Source organism: Furfurilactobacillus entadae (assembly GCF_045862745.1).
Classification (GTDB): domain Bacteria; phylum Bacillota; class Bacilli; order Lactobacillales; family Lactobacillaceae; genus Furfurilactobacillus; species Furfurilactobacillus entadae.
The window spans coordinates 1-335 of the sequence record NZ_BQXN01000073.1 but is presented as its reverse complement, the minus strand read 5'-3'; the positions used below and the strand labels follow the sequence as shown (position 1 = coordinate 335).

The 335-nt window shown below is 48.1% G+C and carries 1 pseudogene; it reads left to right on the top strand.

The features are described 5' to 3' along the window. Positions 1-291: pseudogene (locus ACKTR5_RS11810) on the top strand (hypothetical protein); the annotation flags it as partial. Positions 292-335 lie beyond the last annotated feature (44 nt).

Here is a 335-nt window from a genome sequence, read left to right as displayed (position 1 = left end):
GATAATAATGGAAACGGTAATAATGGTGGCTCCGATAGTGATACCAACACCACTGGTAACAACGGAAATACCACCGCTCCTGATGAGGTAACGCCTGGCACATCTAATTCAAATAATGAATTAGGATTACCAACGTCAACCACTGACGCTGATAAGAACCGTCAAGCATTACCAGACACTGAAATTCAGGCAGGTGCCACCGTGGTTGGTTGGCTCCTCGCACTCGTTGCCGGTTTCATCATCTGGTTCAAACGCCGTCGGAAGGGACAGCGGAAAGCACGCCGGGCCTAATTTATCTCGCGAGTGTTTACCACTGAACCATGTGTAATCGAAAA